The organism is Pseudomonas sp. SLBN-26, assembly GCF_006715895.1.
Classification (GTDB): Bacteria; Pseudomonadota; Gammaproteobacteria; order Pseudomonadales; family Pseudomonadaceae; genus Metapseudomonas; species Metapseudomonas otitidis.
This window is the reverse complement of sequence record NZ_VFOB01000001.1, coordinates 1,113,158-1,132,150: the sequence shown is the minus strand read 5'-3', so window position 1 is coordinate 1,132,150 and position 18,993 is coordinate 1,113,158. Positions and strand designations below refer to the sequence as shown.

The following is an 18,993-nucleotide window of genomic DNA, read 5'->3' as shown; positions in this document are numbered from 1 at the left end:
TTCTTCCAGCTATTTATTATGCGAATAAAGAATGAAGATAGATGATATCGATGCATTCGTGGCCGTCATCCGCAGCCAGTCGATCAGCCAGGCGGCGGAGTCCCTGCAGCTCACCCAGCCGGCCATCACCCGGCGCGTGCAGAACTTCGAGGAGGCCCTCGGCGTCAGCCTGCTGGACCGCAACACCAAGCCGCTGAAGCCCACGCCCATGGGCATGCGCGTGTACGAGCAATGCCGCTCGGTGCTGCGCGAGATGGACGCCCTGCGCGAACTGGTGCTGAGCGATTCCTCCCCCAGCGGCGTGCTGCGCCTGGGCGTGCCGCAGACGGTGGGCGACGTGGTGCTGCTGGACGCCCTCAGCCAGCTCAAGACCCTCTACCCGGACCTGCAGACCCAGGTCTCCACCGGCTGGGGCAGCCACCTGCTGGGCAAGATGGAGAACGGCGAGCTGGACGCCGTGGCGGCGTTGTTCCCGGCGGGCAAGGTGTTCCCCGAAGGCATCGTCGGGCGCTCCCTGGCGCGCATGGACCTGGTGGTGGTCGCGGCCAAGGGCGAGGTGCGCAAGCGCTCCTGCAAGCTCGCCGACTGCTACCAGCGCGGCTGGGTGCTGAACCCCGATGGCTGCGGCTTCCGCGCCGGCCTGCAACGCGCCCTGAGCGACGAGGGGCTGTCGCTGCGCATCAACCTGGAGACCTTCGGCACCGAACTGCAACTGGGGCTGATCGCCAATGGCCTGGGCTTCGGCCTGGTGCCGCGCCCGCTGCTGGAGAACAGCCGCCACCGCGAGCGGCTGGAGGTGGTGCCGGTGAGCGACTTCAAGCCGGTGATCGACCTGTGGCTGATCCACCCGCGCTTCCTCGGCAACCTGCAGGCGCCGGTGGCGCTGTTCGGCGAGACCGTGGCCCAGCGCGTGGCGCATCAGGCGGAGGAGGGGGCCGCGGCAGGCTCATAACCAAAGCATCTTGCATGTAACCGCATCGGTTAGATGCGCGATTTGTATATTAGATTAGAACCAGATCGAATTTCACTGCGGTTTTTTAGATGGATAGCATGTGGGTCAAGCCAGGCTGCAGCGGGCTCGATCCAACCTCCCGCCTGCGGCCCCCGACCATTGGAAAGGCCCCGAGCGAGGAGAAGGAATGTCCCGGCGAAGCAACGCCCTGGTGCCCCCGGGCACCACACTGACGGCCCTGCTGGCGCCCCTGCGCTGGAAGGGCTGGCGCAACCTCGGCCTGCGCCTGGTCAGCCCGCTGGTGCTGCTCCTGCTCTGGGAGCTGGCCTCCCGCACGGGCCTGCTGCCGGCGCGCATCATCGCCGCGCCCAGTGCCATCGGCGACACCCTCTGGCAGATGATCGCCAGCGGCGAGCTGGCCGGGCACCTCTGGGTGTCCCTCAAGCGCGCCCTCAGCGGGCTGGCCATAGGCGTGTCCCTCGGCACCGTGCTGGCCCTGCTGGGCGGCCTGTCGCGCCGGGGCGAGCTGATCATCGACTCCCCCGTGCAGATGCTGCGCACGCTGCCGTTCCTGGCCATCGTGCCGCTGTTCATCCTCTGGTTCGGCGTGGGTGAGACACCGAAGATCGCCCTGATCGCCCTCGGCACCACCTTCCCGGTCTACCTCACGCTGTTCTCCGGCATCCGCGGTGTCGACCCCAAGCTGGTGGAGGCCGGGCGCCTGTTCGGTCTCAGCCGCCTGGAGCTGGTGGTCCACGTCATCCTGCCCGGCGCCTTGCCGTCCTTCTTCGTCGGCCTGCGCTACGCCTTCGGCATCAGCTGGCTCGGCCTGGTGGTGGTGGAGCAGATCAACGCCAGCGCCGGCCTCGGCTACCTGGTCAACGACGCCCGCGACTTCATGCGCACCGACGTGATCGTCATCTGCCTCATCGTCTACAGCGTGCTGGGCCTGTCCATCGACGCCCTGGTGCGCTTGCTCGAACGCCTGGCCCTGGCCTGGCGCCCCACCTTCATAAGGAACTGACCATGGATGTTGCGCTGCAACGCCTGCGCCCACCGGTGCGCGTGCGCGGGCTGACCCGTCGCTTCGCCGGCCAGGCCGTGCTCGACGGCCTCGACCTGGAGCTGGGTGCCGGCGAATTCGTCGCCCTGCTGGGGCGCAGCGGCTCGGGCAAGACCACCCTGCTGCGCGCCCTGGCCGGGCTGGACGCGGTGGACGGCGGCACGCTGGAGGTGCCCGAAGCCCACGCGGCGGTGTTCCAGGAACCCCGGCTGATGCCCTGGAAGCGCGCCTGGCGCAACGTCGCCCTCGGCCTGCGCGGCGCCAACCCGCAGACCCGCGCCCTGGCCGCCTTGCAGGAAGTGGGGCTGGGCCATCGCCTCGACGCCTGGCCCGGCACCCTGTCCGGCGGCGAGGCGCAGCGCGTGGCCCTGGCCCGCGCCCTGGTGCGCGAGCCGGAGTTGCTGCTGCTGGACGAGCCCTTCGCCGCGCTGGATGCCCTGACCCGCATCCGCATGCACCAGCTGATCATCGAGCTGTGGCGCACCCACCAGCCCTCGGTGCTGCTGGTCACCCACGACGTCGACGAGGCGGTGCTGCTGGCCGATCGCGTCGTCGTGCTGGAGGCCGGACGCATCGCCGAACAGATCCCCGTGCGCCTGCCGCGTCCACGGGAGGTGGCCAGCCGCGGCTTCCAGGAGCTGCGCCAGCACCTGCTCACCTTGCTCGGCGTCGAAGCGCCGGCCAGCCCCTTCGTCCACACCCTCGCACGGACCGCCCAACGATGAGCCTCGACTTGAAAACCGCCAAGGAGACGGCCCGCGTGCCCGACCTCGATTCCCCGGCCTTCGCCGACCTGCTGGCCCAGCTCAGCGACGAGTTCGCCGCCAGCGCCGCCCATTACGACCGCCACGGCGAATTCCCCCACGCCAACCTGCGCCGCCTGCACGAGCACGGCCTCATCGCCCTCACCGTGCCGCGTCGCCTCGGCGGCAGCGAGGCCAGCCTGGCCCAGGCGCGCCGGGTGATCGCCGCCGTGGCGCGGGGCGAGCCATCCACCGCCCTGGTGCTGGTGATGCAGTACCTGCAGCACGCGCGCCTGCAGGCCAACCAGGCCTGGCCCGAGCACCTGCGCCTGCGCCTGGCCCGCGAGGCGGTGGAAGAGGGCGCGCTGATCAACGCCCTGCGCGTGGAGCCGGACCTGGGCACCCCCGCCCGTGGCGGCCTGCCGGGCACCATCGCCCGGCGCGTGCCCGAGGGCTGGCGCATCAGCGGGCGCAAGATCTACTCCACCGGCATTCCCGGGCTCACCTGGCTTTCTGTGTGGGCGCGCAGCGACGAAGCCGAGCCCCGCGTCGGCACCTGGCTGGTGCACCGCGACACGCCGGGCATCCGCATCGAGGAAACCTGGGACCACCTGGGCATGCGCGCCACCTGCAGCCACGACGTGGTCTTCGACGACGTCCTGGTGCCCGACGAATACGCCGTGGACATCCTCCCTGCCAGCCAGCCGCGCCCCTCGGAGCTGGACTCCAGCGGCGTGCTCTGGCTCGCCGTGCTGCTCTCCAGCATCTACGACGGCGTCGCCCGCGCCGCCCGTGACTGGCTGGTGGGCTGGCTGGCCGAGCGCACGCCGGCCAACCTCGGCGCGCCGCTCTCCAGCCTGCCGCGCTTCCAGGAGCTGGTGGGGCGCATCGACGCGTTGCTGCTGTCCAACCGCGTGCTGCTCGACGCCGCCGCCGAAGGCCGCATCCCCGCCAGCGAGGCGACCCAGGTCAAGTACCTGGTCACCACCCAGGCCATCGCCGCCGTGGAGCTGGGCGTGGAAGCCATCGGCAACCCGGCCCTGGCCCGCGGCAACCCGCTGGAGCGGCACTACCGCGATGTGCTCTGCAGCCGCATCCACACCCCGCAGAACGACGCCGTGCTCGGCGCCGCCGGCCGCGCCGCATTCGCGTTGCCCAGCCGGGGCGGGCAGGTATGAGCCGGGCACGCATCGCCAGCCAGCTGGACGGCACCTTCAACGACCTGCTGCGCGCGCGTCTGCCAGGCGTGGAGGTGCTGGACCTGCCTCGTGGCCTGCCCAGCACGCTGCCGGCGGACGTACAGGTGCTGCTCGCCGCGCCCCACGCCGATTGGCGCAACGCCGCCGAGCCGCCGCCCGGCTGGCCCTTCGGCCTGGGCTTCGTGCAACTGGTGAGCTCGGGGCTGGATTTCTTCCCGCCCTGGCTGTTCGACGGCCCGCCGGTGGCCAGCGCCCGGGGTGCCACCGCCAGCAGCATCGCCGAGTTCGCCCTGGCGGCCATCTTCGCCGCCGCCAAGCAGCTGCCCGAGCTGTGGATCGACAGCGCCGACGCCTGGCAGCAACGCCCGCTGGCCTCCTTGGCCGGTAGCACCCTCGGCCTCTACGGCTTCGGCAGCATCGCCCGGGACCTGGCGCGCAAGGCCCTGGCGCTGGACATGCAGGTGCTCGCCCTGCGCCGTTCACCCCAGCCCTTCGGCCTGGACGGCGTACAGCGTGCCGGCGACATCCATGAACTCTTCGCTCGCGCCGACCACCTGGTACTGGCCGCGCCCGCCACCGCCGAGACGCACCACGTGGTCAACCGCCAGACCCTGGCCTCGGCGCGCCCCGGCCTGCACCTGATCAACGTCGCGCGCGGCGCCCTGGTGGACCAGGCCGCGTTGCTCCAGGCCCTGGACGACGGGCGCCTGGCCCTCGCCAGCCTCGATGTCACCGACCCCGAGCCGCTGCCGGCCGGGCACCCGTTCTACAGCCATCCCCGTGTACGGCTGAGCCCCCACACCTCGGCCAACACGCCGCAGGTGTACCGCAACCTCGCCGCGCTGCTGGCGCGCAACCTCGAACGTTTCCACAGCGGACAACCGCTGGAAAACCTGGTGCAGGCCGGGCGCGGCTACTGAGCCCGCCGGCCCTTCAAGGAGAAACCGCATGACCGCCAGGCTGACCGGACTCACCGGCACCCCGCAACCCACGGCCTACTCGCTGCCCCGCGATGGCCACACCGTATTCCGCTGGCAGGAGCCGCCGCAGCAGCCCACGGTCGAGGCCGAGCGCCTGCTGCGCAAGAAGCGCCTGGCCGGCTCCTTCCGCCTGTTCGCCCGCCACGGCTTCGACATGGGCGGCGCCGGGCACATCACCGTGCGCGACCCGGAGTTTCCCGACCACTTCTGGGTCAACCCGGTGGGCGTGTACTTCGGCCATATCCGCGTCTCCGACCTGCTGCTGGTCAATCCCCACGGCGAGATCGTCGAAGGGCAGGGCGCACTCAACCTCGCCGCCTTCGCCATCCACGCCGCGCTGCACGAGGCCCGGCCGGACGTGGTCGCCGCCGCCCACGCCCATTCGCTTTATGGCAAGGCCTGGTCCAGCCTCGGGCGCCTGCTCGACCCGCTGACCCAGGACGCCTGCGCCTTCCACGGCAAACACGCGCTGTTCGACAACTTCACCGGCGTGGTGCTGGAAGCCAGCGAGGGCGCGCGCATCGCCGCCACCCTGGGGCCGAGCAATGTCGCGCTGATCCTGCAGAACCACGGCCTGCTCACCGTCGGCCGCACCGTGGAGGCCGCCGTCTGGCGCTTCATCGCCCTGGACAACGCCGCCCACGCCCAGCTGCTGGCCGAGGCCGCCGGCACGCCCCGGCCCATTCCCCCGGCCGTGGCCGAACACACCGCGCGCCAGGTGGGCACCGAATTCGGCGGCTGGTTCAGCTTCCAGCCCTACTGGGACCGCCTGTTGCGCGACGAGCCCGACTTCCTCGACTGATTGCAAGGAGCCCCCATGAACCGCCGTCACTTCCTCCAGTACTCCGCCCTGGCCGGGCTCGCCTGCGCGTTGCCCACGGCCTTCGCCCGGGACTGGAACGGCATCGGCCTGAACGTGGCCACCTACAAGGGCGCGGCGCCCACCTTCTTCGACGAGGCGGGCATCGAGCGCCCGCCCTACGCGGTGAAATACGCCGAGTTCAACGGCGGCAACCTCGGCTTCGAAGCGCTGATCAGCGGCACCCTGGACCTCGCGCCCATGAGCGAGATCCCGCCGATCTTCGGCATCAGGAACCAGGCGCCGGTGAAGCTCATCGCCGTGCTCACCGGCGACGTCAACAACCAGGCCTTCGTGGTGCCCAAGGGCTCGGCCATGCAGTCCCTGGCGGAGCTGCCGGGCAAGCGCGTGGGCTACATCCGCTCCACCTCCTCGCACTACATGCTGCTGCGCGCATTGAAGGAGCAGGGCCTGACCCTGGCCGACATCCAGCCCTTCGCCCTGACGCCCCAGGACGGTTTCGCTGCCTTCCAGAACGGCAACCTGGATGTCTGGGTGACCTTCGGCTACTTCATCCAGCTCGCCGAGCTGCGCAGCGGCGCACGGGTGCTGCGCACGGGGCAGGGGTATCTCTCCGGCAACTACGTGATCGCCGCCAACCAGCGCGCCATCGACGACCCGGGCAAGCGCGCCGCCATCGAGGACTACGTCCAGCGCGAGTACCGCAGCTGGCAATGGGTGCAGCACAACCCGGAGGCCTGGGCGGCCAAGAGCGAGAAGATCCTCGGCATCCCCCGCGAGGTGTTCCTCGCCCAGTACAAGGCCCAGAGCGGGCCGCGCGTGCTGCAGGCGGTGGACGACGCAGCCGTGCGCTCCCAGCAGGCCGTGGCCGACACCTTCTTCGAGGCCGGTGTGCTGCCGCAGCGGCTGGACGTGGCGCCGCTGTGGGATTGGAGCTTCCGCTGGGGCTGAGCCCGTCACGTATCCCAGGCATCCAAGGATCGGTTCCATGCACCTCAAGCCAACCCTGATCGCCCTGGCACTGCTCACCGGCAGCGCTCAGGCTGCCGACGTCCCGCCCGCTATCCGCGCCCTCCACGAGCGGCTGCTGGTGCTCGACAGCCACCTCGACACCCCCATGCAACTGGCGCGGCCCGGCTGGGACATCAGCCAGCGCCACCGCTACGCCGACGACCTGTCCCAGGTCGACCTGCCGCGCATGCGCGAGGGCGGGCTGGATGGCGGCTTCTTTGCCGTGTTCACGCCCCAGGGGCCACGCACGGCAGAGGGGCGCACCCTGGCCAGCGAGCACGGCCTGGCGGTGATCACCCGCATCCGCGACATGGTCGCCGCACGGCCCGATGAATTCGCCCTGGCCACCCGCGCGCAGGAGGTGCCGGGCATCGTCGCCTCGGGGCGCCGCGTGGTGCTGATCAGCATGGAGAACGCCGAGCCCCTGGCCGCCGACCCGGGCCGCCTGGCCACCTACCAGCGCCTGGGGCTGCGCATGCTCGGCCTGGTGCACGCGCAGAACAATTCATTCGCCGACTCGGCCACCGCGCTGCCGGAATGGCACGGCCTAAGCCCGGCCGGGCGCGAACTGGTGGGGGAGGCCAACCGGCTGGGGATTCTCATCGATGTGTCCCACGCCTCCGACGCGGTGTTCGACCAGGTGCTGGCGCTGTCCCGCGCCCCGGTGATCGCCTCGCACTCCGGCGCCCGCGCCATCGGCCCGCACCCGCGCAACCTCGACGACGCGCGGCTGCGCAGGCTCGCGGAAAAGGGCGGCGTGATACAGGTCAACAGCTTCCCCAGCGACCTGGTCCCCCGGCCGCCAAACCCCGAGCGGGACAAGGTCCTGGCGCCGCTGTACCGCGAGTTCCGCCTGGCCGCCAGCCTCTCCCCGGAACAGGTGGCCGACCTCGCCCGGCGCATCCGCGAGGCCGATGCCCGCTACCCGCTGCCACCCACGCGCCTGGACGACTTCATGGCGCACCTGCTGCACATCCTCGACGTGGTCGGCCCGCAACACGTCGGCATCGGCGCCGACTGGGACGGTGGCGGCGGCGTGGAAGGCCTGCGCGACGTCAGCGACCTGCCACGCATCAGCGAACGCCTGCTCGCCGCCGGCTACAGCGAGCAGGACCTCGTCGCGATCTGGGGCGGCAACCTGCTGCGGGTGCTGGCGGCAGCGGAAGCAAACGCCGCCTCGAAGTAGCCCGGGCTTCAGCCCGGGAGCGAAGCCTGTGGCATCCCCGGACTGAAGTCCGGGCTACCCAGATGCCCCCTGGCGCCGATCTCCACACGAAATCGCTCAGCGCCATCCCATGCGGTAAACGCAGGTCCAGGCAAACCGTAGCCCGGGCTTCAGCCCGGGAACGGGGTTTCCGCTACCCCCGGACTGAACCGGCGCCCTTCGCCTCCTACGGTTGCCATCCCGTCTCGTCAGCTCCGCTCTCCCGCCAACACCGCGCCGCCGGTGCCTTGGGCTACATGGGCATGATGTTTCAAGATGATTATGCGTTTTGCGCAATATGCAGATTGATAAAAATGAAACATTTTAATATTTGCATATGCTCAAAATGTATTTCTCTTATCAAATTACGCCCCATAGGATGGCTCCACATAGAGCGATTTCGAAGCTCTTGGATGTGAATCTATAACCGGATGCGATATCCGGGTGCAGCCAGGGAAGGGCGCCATCGGGCGAGCCGTGCCTGGTGGAAGGGAATCAAGGAGAGTGCCTGCAATGCCTTTGACCAGACGACAGCTCATCGCCCGTATCGGTGCCGTTGGGGGCTACCGCGCCGCCATGGCGGCCATGGGTGTGCTCGGGGTGATGAGCCCGGCCACGGCTGCCAGCCAGGAGAACTACGCGGCGCTGCAACCGGCCAGCGGGCTGGGGCAGGGCGCCAGCGTCACCGTGGTCGGCGCCGGCATCGGCGGGCTGGTGGCGGCCTACGAGCTGCGCAAGGCCGGTTTCGCCGTGACCCTGCTGGAGGCCCGCGAGCGGGTCGGCGGGCGCAACTGGACGCTGCGCCGTGGCGATCGCGTCGAGTACACCGACGGCACCACCCAGGTCGCCGACTTCGACGAAGGCTTCTACTTCAACGCCGGCCCCGCGCGCCTGCCCAGCCACCACCAGCTGATGCTCGGCTACTGCCGCGAGCTGGGCGTGGAGCTGGAGGTGCTGGTCAACACCAGCCGCAACGCCCTGGTGCGCCCGGACCTGTCCGCGCCGCCGATGCAGATCCGCCAGGCGGTGAACGACAGCCGTGGCCACATCGCCGAGCTGCTGGCCAAGGCGGTCAACCGCCAGGCCCTGGACCAGGAGCTGAACGCAGCCGACCGGCAGAACCTGCTGGGTTTCCTCAAGACCTGGGGCGACCTGTCGGACAAGCTCGACTACCTCGGCTCGGCGCGCTCCGGCTACAAGGTGTGGCCCGGTGCCGGCGACCAGCTGGCGCAGAAGAACGAGCCGCTGCCGCTGCGCACGCTGCTCAACCCGGCCCTGGGCACCGCGCTGATGATCGACGAATACCCGGAGTTCTCGCCCACCATGTTCCAGCCGGTGGGCGGCATGGACCGCATCCCGGTGGCCTTCCAGCGCCACCTGCAGCCGTCCCTGCGCCTGGGGGCGGAGGTGCGCTCCATCCGCAACCACGAGGACCGCGTGGAGATCGGCTACCGCGACCGCCGCAGCGGCCGCGAGCAGCAGGTGACCAGCGACTACGCAGTGATCGCGCTGCCATTGCCGCTGCTGGCCAGGATCGACAGCAACTTCACCGCGCCGGTGCGCCAGGCGATCTCGGCGGTGCAGTTCGGCTACGCCAACAAGGTGGCCTGGCAATCGCGGCGCTTCTGGGAGACCGACTACCAGATCTACGGCGGGCTTTCCTTCATCAACCAGGAGGCCTCGGGGCTCTGGTACCCCAGCGGCGGCTTCAACCAGGCCGAGGGCATCCTCATCGCCGCGTACAACAACGGCGAGGTGGCGCGCAAATTCGGCGACAAGACCATCGATGAGCAGATCGCCCTCTCGCGCCAGGCCGTGGAGCTGCTGCACCCCGGCCACGGGCAGGACCTGCGCAAGCCGCTGGCCATCGCCTGGAACCGCATTCCCCACAGCCTCGGCCCCTGGATCAGCCACGAGGTGGCGGAGCCGGACTACGGCCTGCTCAACCAGGCCCAGGGCCGCGTGCACCTGACCAGCGACGGCCTCGCCCACAGCGGCGTGGGCATCTGGCAGGAAGCCGCCGCCGGCGCTGCCCGGCGCGTGGTGCGGAACATCTTCGAGCGTGCGCAAGGCACGTCGCAACACCGGCAAACGGCCTGAACCACGCCGCGCCACATCCATAACCAGATCCACCTGCCAGGTAGCGGACCTCCGAGGCTGGCGCCAACACAGACCTTGGAGCTTTCGCGATGCCTTTCAAACATGCCCTTCTGGGGTTGGGGGTCCTTTTCGCCACCGTCGGCCAGGCCGCGGAGATCGAGCGGGTGCCCTCGACCTATCCCAACTCGCCGATCCTGCAGTCGGCGACCCTGCCGCCGGGCACGGCGCTGACCTTCGTCTCCGGCATCCTGCCGGACCCGGCCGACCCCAAGGCCGCCAAGGACGACCTGCGCGCTGCCGGCGACACCGAGGCGCAGACCGTCGCCGTACTGCGCAAGGTGGAGGCCGCCCTGGCCCCGCGCGGCCTCGGCCTGGGCGATGTGGTGCAACTGCGGGTGTACCTGGTGGGTGACCCGAAGCTGGACGGGCGCATGGACTTCGAAGGCCTGCAGCGCGGCTTCCGGCAGTTCTTCGGCAGCGAGAAGCAGCCGCTGAAGCCGACCCGCACCACGGTGCAGGTGGCCGGGCTGGTGCTGCCCGGCGCGCTGATCGAAGTCGAGGCGGTGGCCGCCAAGGCCCGCTGACCCAATCCCCCACAGATCGAGCCAGATGCGGCCGGGTTGCGGTCGCCTACAGGAAGTCCCGTGATGCGTAACGCCTTCAGCAAGACCTTCTCGCTTTCCCCCCTCAGCGCCGCGCTGCTCCTCGCCCTGGGCGGCGAGGCCGTGGCCGCCAGCGACCCGACCCTGTCCACGGTGGTGGTTACCGGCGTGCGCGGCAGCCAGCAGCGCACCGTGACCGACAGCCCCGCGCCGGTGGACGTGATCTCCGGCGAGCAGTTGAAGACCAGCGGCCAGAACGGCCTCAAGGACATGCTCACGCGCCTGCTGCCGTCCTTCAACGCACCCACCATCAACGGCGGCGGCACCGCCTTCCTGGTGCGTGGCATCAGCATGCGCGGCCTGGGCGGTGACCAGGTGCTGATCCTGGTGAACGGCAAGCGCCGCCACAACACCGCGATGATCAACAACAACGCCCGGGTCGGCACCGCCGCCGTGCCGGTGGACCTGGACCTGATCCCCACCGCCGCCATCGAGCGCATCGAGGTGCTGCGCGACGGCGCCGCCGCCCAGTACGGCTCCGACGCCATCGCCGGGGTGATCAACATCATCCTCAAGAAGGACGCCGAGGGGATCACCTCGGACAGCTCCCTCGGCCAGTACTACAGCGGCGACGGCACCACCGGCCACGAGGCCGCCAACTTCGGCTTCGGCCTGGGGGAGGGCGGCTTCTTCAACCTCTCCTTCGACGCCAAGGTGCAGGAGCCCTACGACCGCGCCGGCGCCGTGCGCGGCAACTTCGGCACCCTGGAGAACGGCCAGCCGGACCCGCGCATCACCCAGCGCCACGGCTGGGGCGAGGAGTACGGCCTGGGCCGCGACCGCACCTACAGCAGCGCCTACAACCTGGAGCTGCCGCTGGGCGAGGACCTCAAGCTCTACTCCTTCTCCACCCTCAGCTACCGCGACGGCAAGAAGGTGCTCGGCCACCGCGCGCCCACCGACATCACCGCCACCAACTGGCTGGCCAACCAGCCGTACCCCAAGGGCGGCCAGGCCACCCGCGAGGTGAACGAGACGGACTACCAGTTCCTCGCCGGGCTCAAGGGCCTGGCCGCCGACTGGGACTGGGACCTCTCCACCAGCTACGGCCGCGACAAGGCCAAGCTCTACACCGACAACAACCTCAACCTCTCCAACGGGCCGGATTTCAGTCAGCGACGTTTCCACCTGACCGACGAGATCTTCGACCAGTGGACCACCAACCTGGACCTGACCCGTGCGCTGGACATCGGCCTGGACAGCCCCCTGGAAACTTCCGCCGGCATCGAATACCGCTGGGAGAAGTACGAACTCACCGAGGGCGAGCCCAACTCCTACAACTACGGCAACTACGTGATTCCCAGCGGCAGCCTGGGCGGGCGCCGACCCGACCCGGGCCTGTTCTCGGTCAACGGCACCACCCCCGAGGACGCTGGCGACATGATCCGCCACAGCGGCGCCGCCTATGTGGACTTCGGCCTCAACGTCACCCCGCAGTGGTACAACGCCTTCGCCCTGCGCTACGAGCGCTACAACCAGGACATCGGCGAGACCCTCAGCGGCAAGTTCACCACCCGCTACGAGTTCGCCCCGGGCTACGCGGTGCGGGCGGCGGTGAGCAACGGCTTCCGCGCGCCATCCCTGGCGCAGAACGTGTTCTCCTCCACCAGCTCGGTGACCATCTTTGGTGCCGGCGGCTCCACCACCACCGCGCGCACCAAGCAGATGCGCCCCGGCTCGCGGGAAGCCATCGCCCTCGGTGCCAAGGCCCTGGAGCCGGAGACCTCGCGCAACTACAGCCTGGGCTTCACCGCCGAACCCACCGACCGCCTGCGCCTGACCGCCGACTTCTACCTGATCGACATCGACGACCGCATCCTGCAGACCGGCGTACTCACCGGCCCGGCGGTGTCGGCGATCCTGGTGGCCAACGGCCTGTCGCCGAACCTTTCCGGCCAGTATTTCGCCAACGCCGCCGACACCCGCACCAAGGGCGTCGACCTGGTGGCCGAGTACCGCCAGCCGCTGGACGAGTACGGCACCGTGCGCTGGAGCCTGGCCTACAACCACAACAAGACCACCATCCGCGACCTCGCCGACACGCCGCCCGAGCTGTCCAGTCTGGGGTCCGGCTACGTGCTGTTCGACCGCCAGCAGCAGACCGACCTGACCAAGGCCACGCCCAAGGACAAGTGGATCCTCAACACCAACTACAAGGTGGACGACTGGACCCTCAACCTGACGCTGACCCGCTACGGCGAATACACCGAGGGCTCGAACATCCCGGCCAACGACCGCACCTACAGCGCCAAGTGGATCACCGACATCGACGTCGCCTACGACGTCACCCAGAACCTCACCGTGGCCCTGGGGGCGAACAACCTGTTCGACGTCTACCCGGACAAGATCGGCATCGTGCCCTGGGCCGGCACCTACGAGTACGGGATGTTCTCCCCGTACGGCCTGGGTGGCGGCTACTACTACGGCCGCGTGAGCCTGGCGTTCTGATGATGGGCACGGGACGTTTGCTGGCGGGTCTCCTGTGCCTGGCGCTGGGGGCTGCCCCCGCGCTGGGCGCCGAGGCGCTGCGCGTGTCGAGCCAGAAGAACTCGCTGCAGGTGCTGCTGCAGGCCGCCGGCGAGCTGGAGTCGGTGCCGTACCCCATCGAGTTCGCCGCCTTCGGCGCGGCGGCGCCCACGGCCGAGGCCCTGAGCGCCGGCGCGGTGGACGTCGGCACCCTGGGCGTCGCGCCCTTCGTCTTCGCCGCCTCGGCCGGTGCCGGGTTGAAGACGGTGGGCGTGGTGCGCCTGAAGGTCACGCCCACGGCGGTGGCCATCGTCGTGCCCGAGGGCTCGCCGCTCACCGATGCCGCGTCCCTGGTGGGCACGCGCATCACCACCACGCGCGGCTCCATCGGCCATTACCTGGCGCTGGCGGCGTTGCGCTCGGTGGGCCGCAGCGGGCGCGATGCGACGTTCGTGTTCCTGCAGCCGGGGGAGTCCCGCAGCCTGCTGGCCAACGGCGGGGCGGATGCCTGGGCCACCTGGGACCCGTACACCAGCATGGTGCAGCTGGAAGGCGGCACGCGGGTGCTGGTCAGCGGGGAAGGGCTGTTCGCCGGCAACATGCTGCTGGTGGCCAACCCGGCGGCGATCCGCGACAAGCCGGAGCAGCTGCGGGACTTCCTCCAGCGCGTCGGCCGCGCCTGGGACTGGGCCAACGCCCATGTCGAGGCCTTCTCGGCGATCCAGGCGCGCCAGAGCGGCCTGCCACTGGAGGTGCATTTGCGCTCCAACCGCTACTCGCAGCCCCGGCGGGTGGACGTGGACGAGGCCCTGGTGCAGGACCTCGCCGACACCGCCCGGCTGTACCGGGACGAGGGTGTGATCGGCCCCGGCTTCGTGGCAGCCGAGCAGGTGGACCGGCGCTTCAACAGCCACGGGGAGGCGCATCCATGACCCGTCCCGAAGCCCACGCTCCTCCCAGGCCGACCCTTCCCCGAACCCACAACGGACGTTCCATTTCAGGGATACATGCGAGGCAACACCATGCTGATCACCACCACGGTCGATGAACTGACCGCCGACCACCTGGCCGGCCTGATCCAGGCCCGGCACTACGGCATCCTCATCAAGGGCTTTGCCCCGGCCGACACCGTCGAACTGGCCCGTGAGCGGCTCAGCCGCCACGAACTGCGCAGCGCCTTCAGCGAGCAGAACGAGTTCGTGCGCCTGGGCAAGGCCTATATCGAGATCGGCGACGAGGCCAGCCGCGCCGAGTACCACGCCCAGGCCGTGCCCACCATCCGCCGCGTGCGCGACGTGTTCCGGCCCCTGGCGTCGCCCATCGACGAGCTGCGCCTGCTGCTCGATGAGGTCTGGCCCAAGGGCGCGCGCCTGCTGGATGTGAACGGGCAGAAGTGCTTCGTCGGCATCACCCGCTTCCTCGGCAATGGCACCGACCTCACCCCCCATACCGACAACCTCGAGCGCAACGCGCCCCAGGACCACGAGCCCAAGCTGCTGACGCAGCTGTCCGCCAACGTCTACCTGGCCATCCCGGAGGACGGCGGCGAACTGGAGTTCTGGGGCCAGCAGCCCGACGAGGCGGAATACGAGCGGCTGCGCGGCTCGCGTGCCTACGGCATCGAACGGCACCTGCTGCCGCCGCCGGAGGTGGTGGTCAAGCCCGAGCCGGGCGACCTGATCCTGCTCAACCCGCGGCTGATCCATGCGGTGCGCCCCTCGGCCACCGCCACGCGGATCACCCTCGGCGTATTCATCGGTTATTTCGGCGACGACCAGCCCCTGGCCTATTGGAGCTAAGCAGCATGAGTGACGTGGAAGCGATCAACCTGAAAGCCTATTTCAACAAGGGCGGCGAGGAGCTGGACTTCACCGGCAAGCGCTGTGTACTGGCGGTGAGCGTGGGGCAGGAGTACCACGAGGGGCAGAAGCTCAGCTCCACCGTGCACCTGATCAACAAGTCCGGCTTCAGCCGGGTGAAGGTGGTGGTGGCCGACACCCTGCAGCGCCACAACAAGCACGGCAAGTCGCCGGGGGAGGCGCTGTCCGCCTCGATCCGCGACGGCGACGCCTGGCTGGCGCGCAACCGCCGCTACCTGTCGGGGCTGGAAGCACCGGTAACGGTCAGCCGCTGGAACCAGGAGCTGGCCTCCGACCGCTACGCCGAGCTGCGCCAGCAGGTGGACCAGCTCTACCGCGAGAGCGAGGACCTGCGCGGCGCCATCGAGGCCACCATCGGCGTGTTCATCGAGCGCCTGCGATTGCGCGACCCGGACGCCGACGTCGAGCGCGCGGCTGCGCAATGCCGCGAGTACATCCTGGAAGAGGTGCCGATCATCCTCCCGCTGTGGGCGGAGGAGGGCTACGACTACGTGATCTACCCGCAGCAGATGACCAACGCCATGGCCACCGCCCGGCGCCTGCTGATCGAGCCCCACGCGCCGGATCGGGTGCACTGGCTGCCGCTCAAGTTCAAGAAGCGTGGCATCCCGATCCCCTTCACCCTCCCGGGCGCCGTGCACCCGGCCTGGGCGGGGAGTGCGATTGCGATCTGACTGTTCCATGAAGGGCGGCTTGCGCCGCCATCGCGAATGAATTCGCTCCCACAGGGCACGATCGTTCCCTGTAGGGGCGAATTCATTCGCCCAGCGATGCGCCGCATCGCCAACCGACCCGGCACACAGCCGGAGGGTTGATGAACCACCCGTGGGAGCGGATTCATCCGCGAAAAGGGCGCAGCCCTGCGGGCTGCCTGGGCGAATGAATTCGCCCCTACAAATTTCCAGCACCAAAAACGGCCCCACGCCACACGGACGACGGCCTCCACCCCCTGTCATGACGGAAGGAGTTCCCATGAGCGTTTTTGCGCAACAGCAACGCAAATGGTGGGCCTTGCTCGGTGTGAGCATCGCCAGTTTTCTCGGCTGCGTGGATTTCACCATCGTCAACACCGCGCTGCCGGCCCTGCAGGCCGACCTCGGTGCTTCGGTGGAAAGCCTGCAATGGGTGATCAACGGCTTCATCCTCGCGCTCTCCAGCGCCATGGTGCTGGTGGGCCGGCTGGCCGACCTGCATGGCCGCCGGCGGGTGCTGAACATCGGCCTCGCCGTATTCGGCCTGGCCTCCCTCGGTGCCGGGCTGGCCACCAGCATCGACGCCCTGGTGGCCGCGCGGGTGGCCCAGGGGCTGGCCTGTGCGGTGCTGTACACGGCCTCCGGTGCCATCGTCTCGGCCACCTTCGCCAGCGAGGAGCAGGGTAAGGCCTTCGGCGTGCTGTTCGGCGTCAACGGCGTCGGCCTCGCCGTGGGACCGGTGCTGGGCGGGGTGATCACCAGCGCTTTCGGCTGGCAGTGGATCTTCCTGGTCAACGTGCCCTTCGTGCTGCTCAGCCTGGCGATCATCGCACTGGCGGCGGACGAATCCCGTGCCGAGCAGGACGGCGCGCGACTCGACTGGGCCGGCGCCGTATTGCTGCTGGTGGGCCTGCCGAGCCTGGTGCTGGTGATCGTCCAGGGCGGCGCCTGGGGCTGGGCCTCGGCCACCACCCTGGGCCTGATCGGCCTGGCCGCGCTGGCCTTCATCGCCTTCGTCGCGGTGGAGCTGCGGGTGCGTGCGCCCATCGTCGACCTGCGCCTGTTCGCCAACCGCCGCTTCGTCGCCGCGGTGACCGCCAGCTTCGGCCTGGCGCTGTTCTACTGCGTGGCCTTCTTCGTGATGCCGCTGTACCTGTCGCTGATCCGTGGCGAGAGCGTGCAGGCCAGCGGCCTGCTGCTGCTGCCCACCACCCTGGGCGTGGCGCTGCTGTCGCCGGTGGTGGGGCGGCTGGTGGACCGCAAGGGCCCGGCGCTGCTGATCCAGGCCGGGCTGCTGTTCTTCACCCTGTCGGCCTTGCTGCAGGCCGGCTTCGCCGAGGGCACCTCGCTGCCGTACCTGCTGGGCGCCTTCGCGGTGATGGGGCTGGGCTGGGCCTGCATCCTCGGGCCGTCCACGGTGCTGGGCATCTCCTCGGTGCCGCAGCAGGTGGGCTCGGTGGCCATGGGCTCGCTGATGACCCTGCACAACGTCGGCGGCGGCCTCGGCCTGGCGGTCGGCGTGGGCCTCTACCGCGCATTCGCCGCCCACGCGCTGGCCGGCTCCACGGGCGTGGCGGCCGATACCGACTGGCTGGCCCGTGCGGCGGCCGCGCCGGAGCAGGGCGTGGCACTGCTGGGCGCGCACCTCGCACAGGCCCCGGAGGTGCTGCAGGGCTGGGTGCACGGCGCCTTCCTCCAGGGCTACCAGGCGGTGATGCTGTTCCTCGCCGCCAGCGTGCTGTTGGTCTGGGCCAGCGTCGCCTTGCTGCTGCGGGCCCGGGTGGTCGCGCCCGCCGATGCGGCTGCCGAGCAGGAGCCCAGCCATGGCAAGGCGTGACGGTCGCCTGCGCCTGGGTGCCTTCCTCTCCGGCTCCGGCGCCCATGCCGGCAGCTGGCGCCACCCCCGGGCGGACGCCGACGCCTCGATCAACTTCGAGCGCTACCGGCACTACGCCCAGACCCTGGAACGTGGGCGCTTCGATGCGCTGTTCCTCAACGACAACGTGGCGGTGGGCGAGCTGGACCCGCGTGTGCTGCGCAGCAGCGCCTACAGCCTGCGCTGGGACCCCTTGACCCTGCTGCCGGCGCTGGCGGTGACGACCCGGCACATCGGCCTGATCGCCACCGCCAACACCAGCTACAACGAGCCCTACACCATCGCCCGCAAGTTCGCCTCGCTGGATCACCTGTCCGGCGGCCGCGCCGGCTGGAACCTGGTGACGGCGCTGATCGGCGGGGAGAACTTCAACCGCGCCGAGCACCTGCAGCATGCCGACCGCTACGCGCGCGCCGGGGAGTTCTTCGAGGTGGTCACCGGGCTCTGGGACAGCTGGGCCGACGACGCCTTCCCCCTGGACAAGGCCACCGGCACCTGGCTGGAGCCGGCGCGCATGCGCGTGCTGGACCACGAAGGCGAGCACTTCCGCGTGCGCGGCCCGTTGAATGCACCCCGTCCGCTGCAAGGCTGGCCGGTGATCGCCCAGGCCGGTTCCTCCGAAGCCGGGCGCGCCCTGGCGGCGCGCACCGCCGAGCTGGTGTTCACCGCCCAGCAGACCCTGGAGGAGGGCAAGGCCTTCCATGCCGATATCCACCAGCGCCTGGCGTTGGCCGGGCGCGAGGAGGGTGAACTCAAGGTGTTCCCCGGCCTGGCTCCGGTGGTGGGGCGCACCGCCAGCGAGGCGCAGGAGAAGCACGAGGAATTGCAGGCGCTGGTGGACCCGGAGGCGGCGCTCAAGGCGCTGTCCTTCCTGCTGGACATCGGCATCGACCTGGAACGCCTGCCGCCGGATGCGCCGGTCGTACTGCCCGACCCGCTGCCGGTCACCGAGCGCCACAAGAGCCGCCAGCAACTGGTGATCGACCTGATCCGCCGCGAGAAGCCCACCGCCGCGCAGCTGTTGCGCACGCTCGGCGCCGGCGGCCATCGCCTGCTGGTGGGCACGCCGAGCCAGATAGTCGAGGAGATGGCCTGCTGGTACGAAGAGCGCGCGGCGGATGGCTTCAACCTGCTGTTCACCCACCTGCCGGGCGGGCTGGAGGACTTCGTCGACCTGGTGATCCCGGAGTTGCAGCGCCTGGGCCTGTTCCGCCGCGAATACGAAGGCCGCACCCTGCGCGAGAACCTCGGCCTGCAGCGCGTCGCCAACCGGCATTTCGCGTAGCGCGGCCAGGCTGTCGGAATCCCCGGACTGCAATCCGGGCGTTCCGCTCCGACGTGGTGA

General features: G+C 69.9%; 16 protein-coding genes. All 16 read left to right on the top strand.

Translation table 11 applies throughout. The features are described 5' to 3' along the window. Window positions 1–31: 31 nt before the first annotated feature. The 16 genes from FBY21_RS05145 (at window position 32) to FBY21_RS05070 (ending at window position 18,933) form a co-directional block, all read left to right on the top strand. Window positions 32–952, top strand: a complete 921-nt coding sequence (locus FBY21_RS05145; RefSeq protein WP_021221877.1) for a LysR family transcriptional regulator — start codon at window positions 32–34, stop codon at window positions 950–952. A 187-nt stretch (window positions 953–1,139) separates the two neighbouring features. After that, window positions 1,140–1,976: an ABC transporter permease gene (locus FBY21_RS05140; RefSeq protein WP_142009159.1), complete on the top strand. Its 837-nt coding sequence runs from the start codon at window positions 1,140–1,142 to the stop codon at window positions 1,974–1,976. A gap of 2 nt (window positions 1,977–1,978) precedes the next feature. Beyond that, window positions 1,979–2,740, top strand: coding sequence for an ABC transporter ATP-binding protein (locus FBY21_RS05135; RefSeq protein WP_044402864.1), 762 nt, complete (start codon window positions 1,979–1,981; stop codon window positions 2,738–2,740). After that, a complete protein-coding gene (locus FBY21_RS05130) occupies window positions 2,737–3,936 on the top strand; it encodes an acyl-CoA dehydrogenase family protein (protein WP_142009157.1) in 1,200 nt (399 codons plus the stop codon). The genes FBY21_RS05135 and FBY21_RS05130 overlap by 4 nt, the downstream gene beginning before the upstream one ends. Beyond that, the gene (locus tag FBY21_RS05125) at window positions 3,933–4,877 is read left to right on the top strand and encodes a D-isomer specific 2-hydroxyacid dehydrogenase family protein (protein WP_142009154.1); all 945 of its coding nucleotides are present in this window, start codon (window positions 3,933–3,935) and stop codon (window positions 4,875–4,877) included. The genes FBY21_RS05130 and FBY21_RS05125 overlap by 4 nt, the downstream gene beginning before the upstream one ends. Before the next feature lie 28 nt (window positions 4,878–4,905). After that, entirely contained in the window at window positions 4,906–5,739 is an 834-nt protein-coding gene (locus tag FBY21_RS05120) for a class II aldolase/adducin family protein (protein WP_142009151.1), read from the top strand. Window positions 5,740–5,754: 15 nt separating this feature from the next. Then, window positions 5,755–6,708: an ABC transporter substrate-binding protein gene (locus tag FBY21_RS05115; protein ID WP_142009149.1), complete on the top strand. Its 954-nt coding sequence runs from the start codon at window positions 5,755–5,757 to the stop codon at window positions 6,706–6,708. 37 nt (window positions 6,709–6,745) lie between these two features. Beyond that, window positions 6,746–7,954 (top strand): dipeptidase, encoded by a 1,209-nt coding sequence (locus FBY21_RS05110; protein ID WP_142009147.1) that lies wholly within the window; start codon window positions 6,746–6,748, stop codon window positions 7,952–7,954. Between the two features lie 531 nt (window positions 7,955–8,485). Beyond that, window positions 8,486–10,072, top strand: a complete 1,587-nt coding sequence (locus tag FBY21_RS05105) for a flavin monoamine oxidase family protein (protein ID WP_142009145.1) — start codon at window positions 8,486–8,488, stop codon at window positions 10,070–10,072. A gap of 89 nt (window positions 10,073–10,161) precedes the next feature. Continuing rightward, window positions 10,162–10,656 (top strand): RidA family protein, encoded by a 495-nt coding sequence (locus tag FBY21_RS05100; RefSeq protein ID WP_044402848.1) that lies wholly within the window; start codon window positions 10,162–10,164, stop codon window positions 10,654–10,656. Window positions 10,657–10,719: 63 nt separating this feature from the next. Further along, window positions 10,720–13,182: a TonB-dependent receptor plug domain-containing protein gene (locus tag FBY21_RS05095; RefSeq protein WP_142009143.1), complete on the top strand. Its 2,463-nt coding sequence runs from the start codon at window positions 10,720–10,722 to the stop codon at window positions 13,180–13,182. A 2-nt stretch (window positions 13,183–13,184) separates the two neighbouring features. Next, window positions 13,185–14,132: an aliphatic sulfonate ABC transporter substrate-binding protein gene (locus FBY21_RS05090; protein ID WP_253543646.1), complete on the top strand. Its 948-nt coding sequence runs from the start codon at window positions 13,185–13,187 to the stop codon at window positions 14,130–14,132. A gap of 90 nt (window positions 14,133–14,222) precedes the next feature. Continuing rightward, window positions 14,223–14,999, top strand: coding sequence for a 2OG-Fe(II) oxygenase (locus tag FBY21_RS05085; RefSeq protein ID WP_044403202.1), 777 nt, complete (start codon window positions 14,223–14,225; stop codon window positions 14,997–14,999). A 5-nt stretch (window positions 15,000–15,004) separates the two neighbouring features. Continuing rightward, window positions 15,005–15,754: a tRNA-dependent cyclodipeptide synthase gene (locus FBY21_RS05080; protein ID WP_142009141.1), complete on the top strand. Its 750-nt coding sequence runs from the start codon at window positions 15,005–15,007 to the stop codon at window positions 15,752–15,754. Between the two features lie 298 nt (window positions 15,755–16,052). Then, complete coding sequence (locus FBY21_RS05075) at window positions 16,053–17,609, top strand: DHA2 family efflux MFS transporter permease subunit (protein WP_253543644.1); 1,557 nt, start codon at window positions 16,053–16,055, stop codon at window positions 17,607–17,609. Next, window positions 17,596–18,933: an LLM class flavin-dependent oxidoreductase gene (locus FBY21_RS05070; RefSeq protein WP_142009139.1), complete on the top strand. Its 1,338-nt coding sequence runs from the start codon at window positions 17,596–17,598 to the stop codon at window positions 18,931–18,933. The genes FBY21_RS05075 and FBY21_RS05070 overlap by 14 nt, the downstream gene beginning before the upstream one ends. Window positions 18,934–18,993 lie beyond the last annotated feature (60 nt).